Raw genomic sequence first — 7,698 nt, forward strand, 5'->3', positions numbered from 1 at the left:
GGAATGCGCGAGCCCTTCAGGCTGCCGACATAGACCGTCTTCAGGTCCGGGCCGCMGAAGGTGATGCTGGCGCACCAGGGCGCGATCGTGCCACCGCAGGCGAGCATCAATTCCGGCGTCGCCTCGTCGCGGGCGAAGGCGGCGAGGAACGCCTTGCCGGCCGCGCTGCCGCGATCGTCGTCAAGCAAGATGCGCAATTCACCTTCCGGCGTGATCAGGAGAGGTTCTGCTTCGCCCCGAGGCCGTTTCGGTCACCGATGCCGGCCAAGCAAACACGCTGAAGACGACGGTCGAGCAAATTTCCTATCAAGGCTCCATCGCCAATCTGCATGGCAGATTGACTGACGGAAGTACGCTTGTTGCCTCCGTGCCGCCGGACACACTACGCGGCTTGTCTCCGGGCGCTGCTGCAAACCTCGCGATCAGGGCTAACGCAATGCGTTGGTTTGATGGGAGCCAGTAAGTCTTATGCGATCCGGCAGTTGCTGGCAGGCTCAAACCGTTGTCATCTGCTGGAACGAGTCCTGGCGGACACTCGCATCGGCGAACGAGGCTTAGCCAGGCACGCTTAGCGCCGCCCGCCTCGCCGCGTTGCAAGACCGAATAAAGTATGTGCGACCCGTTTTCCGGGTCGCATATTCGGCTCAGCATTCTGCCCCATGGGGCGTGAAACACAGTGGCTTCCTGCTTCGCCGCTCAGCCTTTGCCGAGGCTTCTCGCGACCGCTCGACTCAGCCGCTTGGCGAAGCCGCTCGCATCGACAGGGCGTTCGCCGTCCAGGATGCGGGCGGTGTCGACAAGAAGATGGGCGATGTCAGCGCGCAGGGCACCGTCTTCGATAGACGCGAGAGCCGCGACCATCGCATGGCGCGGGTTGACCTCGAGGATCGGCTTGGCCGCGCTGTCTACTCGGCCGGCGGCGCTGAGCAGGCGTTCGAACTGGCGATCCGGCCCCTTGTCCGACGCCACGAGGCAGACCGCGCTGTCAGTGAGCCGATCGGAGGTCCGGACATCCGCAACCTCGTCGGCCAAGGTCTCCTTCATCGACGCAAGCAGCGCGCCGATCTCTTCGCTCGTCTCAGCAGAAGGAGAGGCCGAGCCATCGAGCAGCGGGATAAGACCGAGATCAGCAGCGCCCTGCGTCACAGACTTCAAAGGCTTGCCCTCGAAGTCCGGGGCGGCCGAGGCCCAGAAGCTGTCGATCGGATCCGACAGTAGCATCACTTCGATACCGCGCGCACGGAAGCCTTCGAGCTGCGGCGAGGCTGCGATCCGTGAGGCATCGTCACCGGCGATGTAGTAGATGGCCGTCTGGTTTTCTTTCAGGGCGCCGACGTAATCCTTGAGACTCCGCCAGCCCTCGCCGGAAGCCGTCGTGCGGAAGCGAGCGAGACCGAGAAGCTGTGTCCGGCGCTCGAAATCCTCGTAGAGTCCTTCCTTGATCACAGCGCCGAAGTTCTCCCAGATCGGTCGGAAGGTTTCCGGATCCTGATCGGCCAGCTTCCCGAGATCGGAAAGCACGCGGTTGGTGACGCCCTTCTTGATTGCGCCGAGCAGCGGGCTGTTCTGGATCATCTCGCGAGAGACGTTGAGCGGCAGGTCGGCTGTATCGACGATGCCGCGCACGAAACGCAGATAGCGCGGAAGGAGCTCGGCCTCGTCCGTGATGAAGACGCGCTTTACGTAGAGCTTTATCCTGCCCTTGCGGTCGGCGTCGAAGAGATCGAACGGGCGTGCGCCCGGGACGAAGGCGAGCGCGGTATACTCGTGCAAGCCTTCCGCGCGGAAATGGATTGTGGCCGCCGGCTCGTCATATTGCCCCGCAACGCTGCGGTAGAAGTCGGCGTACTCGTCCTTGGTGATCTCGCTCTTCGGCTTGGCCCAGAGTGCGGCCCCGTCGGAGAGGGAGACTGGTTCGGCTCCCGGCTCCGCGATCAAGGAAATCGGGACGGGCACATGGCCGGACTGCTCCTTGACGACGCGCTCCAAAGTCCAGCGCTCGGCGTAGGTCTTGGCATCGTCCATCAGATGGAGCATCACCCGCGTCCCGCGGACCGGAGCCTCCTCCAACGCCGCGGGCGCCACCGTGAACTCACCCTTACCGTCGGATGACCAGGTCCAGGCTTCCGCGCTATCGGCGCGGCGGCTGACGACCTCGACCTTGGTGGCGACCATGAAGGACGAGTAGAAGCCGACACCGAACTGGCCTATGAGCTGTGCGCCGTCTTTGCCTTCCGCCGCCGCGACGCGCTCCATGAAGCTGCGCGTGCCCGAGCGCGCGATCGTGCCGAGAGCCTCGATCATCTCGTCATGGCTCATGCCGATGCCATTGTCGGCGATGGTCAGCTTGCCAGCCTCCGGATCTGCGAGAATGGTGATCGCGAGCTTCGGCTCTTCGCCGAGCAGCTCGGGCTTGCCAATCGCCTCGTAGCGCAGCTTCTCGCAGGCGTCGGCTGCGTTCGATATCAGCTCGCGGAGAAAAACGTCGCGGTCGGAATAGACCGAATGCACCATCATGTGCAGCAAGCGGGAGACGTCGGCTTCGAAGCTGCGATGCTCGGCTGTGGCGGTCGTTGTCATTCGGATTTTCCGGATAGGGTCCTGATCAAGGCGAGTATGGCGTTTAATCGCGCGGTAGCGAACTCTCCCGCGCCGGGCAATTGGGACTCGATGTGAGCGGCGACCGTCTGCCAGGTTGCCGATCCATCCCGTGTCATGACGGCCAAGAGGTTATCCTTCAATCCATATGTCGCGCTTTCGGCATTGGTGATGAGGACCTTGAAGCGGTCAGAAGGTGAGATGTCCTTAGCTTCCTGCGGGGCATCGGTCATGTCGTATGCCAAATGGGATGGAGATGAATCTACGAGCGTTCCCGAGGCCTATCGCCTAGGCTTTCTCGCGAAACCGATCGATACCTCATGCCAAGAGACCTTGAGAGAGGGCGCCGCGGCGTCGCGGCGCCCTCGATGCTCAATAGTCCATGCCACCGGCAGGCAATGCCGGCGCCGGATCCTTCTTCGGAAGCTCCGCGATCATCGCCTCGGTGGTGATCAGCAGGCCTGCGACCGACGCCGCATCCTGGATCGCCGTGCGGACGACCTTGGTCGGGTCGATGATGCCGGCCTTGACCAGATCGCCGTATTCGCCGGTCTGGGCATTGTAGCCCCAGGCGTAGTCCTGCGACTCCAGCAGCTTGCCGACCACGACGGCGCCATCGCCGCCGGCATTCTCGACGATCTGGCGGGCCGGAGCGGTGATCGCCTTGCGGACGATCTCGACGCCGGTCCTCTGGTCGTCATTGCCGGGCACGAGCCCTTCGAGCGCCTTGACCGCGCGCAGCAGGGCGACGCCGCCGCCCGGCAGGATGCCTTCTTCCACCGCGGCGCGGGTCGCGTTCAGGGCATCATCGACGCGATCCTTCTTCTCCTTGACCTCGACCTCGGTCGCGCCGCCGACGCGGATGACCGCGACGCCGCCGGCGAGCTTGGCCAGACGCTCCTGGAGCTTCTCACGGTCGTAGTCCGAGGTGGTCTCCTCGATCTGCGCCTTGATCTGGGCGACCCGGGCGTCGATCTCCGCCTTCTTGCCGGCGCCGTCGACGATGGTGGTGTTCTCCTTCTCGATCCGGACCTTCTTGGCACGGCCGAGCATGTCGAGCGTAACATTCTCCAGCTTGATACCGAGATCCTCGCTGATGGCGGTGCCGCCGGTCAGGATCGCTATATCCTCCAGCATGGCCTTGCGGCGATCGCCGAAGCCCGGAGCCTTGACGGCTGCGATCTTGAGGCCGCCACGAAGCTTGTTGACGACGAGAGTGGCGAGAGCCTCGCCCTCGACGTCCTCCGCCACGATCAGCAGGGGCTTGCCGGTCTGCACCACCGCTTCCAGCAGCGGCAGCATCGTCTGGAGACCCGAGAGCTTCTTCTCGTGGATCAGGATGTACGGGTCTTCCAGCTCCGCGACCATCTTCTCGGTGTTGGTCACGAAATAGGGCGAAAGATAGCCGCGATCGAACTGCATGCCTTCGACAACGTCGAGTTCGGTTTCGGCGGTCTTGGCTTCCTCGACGGTGATGACACCCTCGTTGCCCACCTTCTTCATCGCCTCGGCGATCATCTCGCCGATCGTTCGGTCGCCATTGGCGGAGATGGTGCCGACCTGCGCGACCTCCTCCGAGCCGGTGATGGTCTTGGAATGCTCGCCGAGCGACTTCGTCACCGCCTCCACGGCGAGATCGATGCCGCGCTTCAAATCCATCGGATTGATGCCGGCGGCCACCGCCTTGGCCCCCTCGCGGACGATCGCCTGGGCCAGGACCGTGGCGGTCGTGGTGCCGTCACCGGCCGCGTCGTTCTGCTTCGACGCCACCTCGCGGACCATATGGGCGCCCATGTTCTCGAACTTGTCGGAAAGCTCGATCTCCTTTGCGACGGTGACGCCGTCCTTGGTGATGCGCGGGGCGCCGAACGACTTCTCGATCACGACGTTGCGGCCCTTCGGACCCAGCGTGACCTTCACGGCATTGGCCAACGTGTCGACGCCGCGCAGCATCCGCTCGCGCGCGTCCTGCGAAAACTTCACGTCCTTCGCAGCCATGATTCCTCACTCCTTCAGACTTGAGGTTTCAGGTTGATGAGATGGGATGAAGGCCCCGTCAGGCGGCCTTCTTGAGGGCAGCAGCCGTCTCGACGACGCCCATGATGTCGGACTCCTTCATGATCAGGAGATCCTGGCCATCGATCTTGACCTCGGTGCCGCTCCATTTGCCAAAGAGCACGCGGTCGCCAACCTTGACGTCGAGCGGCACGAGCTTGCCGGTCTCGTCGCGCGCGCCGGCGCCGACAGCGACGACCTCGCCCTCCTGCGGCTTTTCCTTGGCAGTGTCGGGAATGATGATCCCGCCCCTGGTCTTCTCCTCGGCGTCGATGCGCTTCACGACGACGCGGTCATGCAGTGGCCGAAACTTCATGAGTTCCTCCAATTTCCATGTCGGTCACATGTCAAAGCGGGCCGGCCCTGTGCGGGTCTCGCGGCGAGGTTCCGCGCGCCCCTGAGGCGCCGTGCCCGCGCGATGATTTGGGTTGCCCGATTTTTGCCTTCAAGAGGCCGGCAGCACTTTTTTTGACTGAGTGCTAACAGGCTGAAAAGGCGGCGCAAACGCAACCTTTCAGCTTGCCAAGACGTTGGAAACGCGCTGCCATCGGCGCAGTGAAACCAGGGAGCTGAAAGGAATGGCTTCGACGGACTTCGCCCGCCAGATCGCCGGCTACGGATTGACCACCGCCGGGATCCTCTACCGCTTGCCCGACCACCCTTCGATCCTGCAGGAATACATCTGGCAGGACTACGACCTCGCCCCGCGCTTTCCCGAACTGAACAAGTTCCTTGCCTTCTGGCAGGCCAAGCTCGAGGGCAAACTCTTCCGCATCACCGTCGCTCATAAGGACCTGATCGGCCCGGCCGACCTCAGCGCGGTGAGCGGCGAATTCCGACTCCAGTAACGTCGATGCTGCGGCGGGCTTGATCCGGGGCGAGCGCATCCCAAAATCATGGCAGCCGCCGACAGTGACAGCGCGCTCGACGCGGCGATCAACCAAACCGGATCCATGTTACTTCCAGGAGGATATGGCTATGGCAACGTTGGCACTCGCTCCCCGCCCCGGGAGGACTGCATGATGACATCTGACGACTTTAAGAGACCGGTTGTTATCCTGACCGGTCTCGGGCACCCGGCGGCGATTGCGTCGGCGATGGAGGCCTACATGTTCCTGGCCGACTGGCCGGTGAGCAGGCGCGATCCGGTCCATGGCTTTGCTTTGAAAGCCTGCCTGGCGGCGATCCGCGGCGAGATCGAACCGGAAACGGCGCGGGGCTTATTCGCCTCATGGGCGGAAAGGCACGACCTTCTCGCGCCCGACGTGGCTGCGTTCATGGGAAGCCGAAGGGAAGGCTCACGGGGCAGGGCCTGACGACGCGCCCGGCCCGGCGCGAGCGGGCCGGGTTATTCATCGAGCGGGGACACGACTTCGCCCCGGCCCACTGAGCGTTGTGGGCCGGGTGTTAGCCGTTGGATTACCCCTGGCTTCCGGGCAGCCAGACAGCGTCGTCCACTTTCAAGGGCCCGCCGATTCCGGCCGGATATGGCAGAGAATTGACAGAATTCTCGCTAAAAATGTTCCGCGAGCAGGTAGTTGAAATCATGAGCACAAAGATAAAAATCGTATTTATGATAATTATCTTGACGCAATCGGTGACCTGAGTTATTTGTGTCTTTATCGAGATTGCTTGGACGGCCGTTGTTATTTTCGCGCTTTGGCGCGGCTCTGATAAACTCCCCCCTTTCGAAATCGTTCTGAACTCGTCGAACATTCTGTCGGCGAGCGACAGGTCTTGCCAAAAGGAGGGTTTCTCATGACCACCGGCACAGTGAAATGGTTCAATTCCACCAAGGGTTTCGGCTTCATCCAGCCGGATGACGGCGGCCAGGATGTGTTCGTGCACATCTCCGCCGTCGAACGAGCTGGGATGCGGGACCTGCAGGAAGGCCAGAAGCTTGGATACGAAGTCGCTCGCGACAACCGGTCCGGCAAGATGGCCGCGGAACAGCTCCAGACTGCGTGATTTGGCAATCGTCGCCGTTGACCACGGATGTACTGGCACCAGCGACTATAGCCACTCGAAAGGCCGGGCACTTGCTCGGCCTTTTTGTTTTCAACCTAACTGCGAATGGAAATCATAGTGTTCGAACTTTCAAAGCAGCGCTTAACCGCCGACAATCAGTTCCTGAAGATCCAAACGCGGGCGCTCTCTCACGCCAGGATTATGTCCGAAACGGAGAAAATGACCCAGCAGCGCGAGGAGAACATGCATAAACTGCGCGGACTCCGTTTGGCGAGGGACGCCAATGTTAAACAGGCCGGGCTCGCAGCGCAGATCAATACGAAGTCGCGGCGGCGTCCTGGCTTCAAATAGCCCTAGATCCCACTCGCTGATCTGAGAATTCAGAGCCCGCCGATGGTCTGAATCGCGACAGCAAAGTGTTTCGCGATCGTCCGTCTTGGCTGTAGCTGGCGAAGCACTTCGCTTCGGTCATTGGCGGTCGAAGCTCATCCGACGCCTCTCATCGTCCTCGGATGTGATTCTGCATCGACGCATGTCTCTGCCTCACGCGGCTCCTAAATTATTGAACATAAGAAGTTATCTGCATTCGAAGAGGGCCACAATCGGCGCCGACTGCGACCCCTCTACGCTTGAATATCCATGGCACCTCCCCCTCTAGGGATGCCGCAACCGCATTATTCTATTAAATGCTGCGGGAGTAGCGCTCGCCTCGCGCAACAACCAGACATTGAGCCGCTGCCCGAAAGCGGGCATTCGCGCGGGGGCACGCACTTGGTCTTGCAACGCCGTAACTCGAACCGCACGTCACCTGCCGCGAGAGGCGCACCCGGAGAATCCCGCGGCGACACCGGTCTTTTGTCTTAGCGTTTGATCGCCGGACAGGCGCTTTCACTCAGGGGGCGGAAAGCCTGGTCACCCGGAATCGTGGCGACGAGATCGTAGAGATCCCATTCGCTTTTCGCTTCCGATGGCTGCTTGGCGCGGAAGACATAGAAATCATGGACCATGCGACCGTCCACACGCAGCTTGGCGTTGCGGACGACGTCGTCCTCGATCGGCAATTCGCGCATCTTGGCG

9 protein-coding genes and 2 pseudogenes are annotated in these 7,698 nt (G+C 62.0%); 5 read left to right on the forward strand and 6 right to left on the reverse strand.

The window, feature by feature from the left end; translation table 11 throughout:
• A pseudogene (locus tag AC1DIN_RS29665) lies at window positions 1-197 on the reverse strand (SMP-30/gluconolactonase/LRE family protein); the annotation flags it as partial.
• 29 nt (window positions 198-226) lie between these two features.
• Here AC1DIN_RS29665 and AC1DIN_RS29670 point away from each other — a divergent pair.
• Entirely contained in the window at window positions 227-463 is a 237-nt protein-coding gene (locus tag AC1DIN_RS29670) for a TOBE domain-containing protein (protein ID WP_476812335.1), read from the forward strand.
• Window positions 464-696: 233 nt separating this feature from the next.
• Here the strand turns inward: AC1DIN_RS29670 and htpG are convergent, their stop codons facing one another.
• The 4 genes from htpG to groES all read right to left on the reverse strand — a co-directional run bounded on the left by htpG (window position 697) and on the right by groES (window position 4,969).
• Window positions 697-2,580, reverse strand: a complete 1,884-nt coding sequence (gene htpG / locus AC1DIN_RS29675) for a molecular chaperone HtpG (protein ID WP_476812330.1) — start codon at window positions 2,578-2,580, stop codon at window positions 697-699.
• Window positions 2,577-2,831 (reverse strand): hypothetical protein, encoded by a 255-nt coding sequence (locus AC1DIN_RS29680; RefSeq protein ID WP_476812331.1) that lies wholly within the window; start codon window positions 2,829-2,831, stop codon window positions 2,577-2,579. The genes htpG and AC1DIN_RS29680 overlap by 4 nt, the downstream gene beginning before the upstream one ends.
• Before the next feature lie 139 nt (window positions 2,832-2,970).
• Window positions 2,971-4,596, reverse strand: a complete 1,626-nt coding sequence (gene groL / locus AC1DIN_RS29685) for a chaperonin GroEL (RefSeq protein ID WP_476812332.1) — start codon at window positions 4,594-4,596, stop codon at window positions 2,971-2,973.
• 58 nt (window positions 4,597-4,654) lie between these two features.
• Window positions 4,655-4,969, reverse strand: a complete 315-nt coding sequence (groES, locus tag AC1DIN_RS29690; protein WP_476812333.1) for a co-chaperone GroES — start codon at window positions 4,967-4,969, stop codon at window positions 4,655-4,657.
• Between the two features lie 262 nt (window positions 4,970-5,231).
• Between groES and AC1DIN_RS29695 the strand changes: the two genes are divergently transcribed.
• From AC1DIN_RS29695 to AC1DIN_RS29710, 4 genes are all read left to right on the forward strand, one after another.
• Window positions 5,232-5,501, forward strand: a complete 270-nt coding sequence (locus AC1DIN_RS29695) for an usg protein (RefSeq protein ID WP_199090198.1) — start codon at window positions 5,232-5,234, stop codon at window positions 5,499-5,501.
• Between the two features lie 174 nt (window positions 5,502-5,675).
• On the forward strand, window positions 5,676-5,969 hold the full coding sequence (locus AC1DIN_RS29700) for a DUF982 domain-containing protein (protein ID WP_476812336.1): 294 nt from the start codon (window positions 5,676-5,678) through the stop codon (window positions 5,967-5,969).
• Window positions 5,970-6,411: 442 nt separating this feature from the next.
• Entirely contained in the window at window positions 6,412-6,621 is a 210-nt protein-coding gene (locus tag AC1DIN_RS29705; protein ID WP_441473197.1) for a cold-shock protein, read from the forward strand.
• Between the two features lie 117 nt (window positions 6,622-6,738).
• Window positions 6,739-6,972 (forward strand): hypothetical protein, encoded by a 234-nt coding sequence (locus tag AC1DIN_RS29710; protein ID WP_476812334.1) that lies wholly within the window; start codon window positions 6,739-6,741, stop codon window positions 6,970-6,972.
• Window positions 6,973-7,481: 509 nt separating this feature from the next.
• Here AC1DIN_RS29710 and AC1DIN_RS29715 read toward each other — a convergent pair.
• Window positions 7,482-7,698, reverse strand: a pseudogene (locus AC1DIN_RS29715) (ABC transporter substrate-binding protein); the annotation flags it as partial.

The organism is Allobosea sp. 05T438, assembly GCF_056396025.1.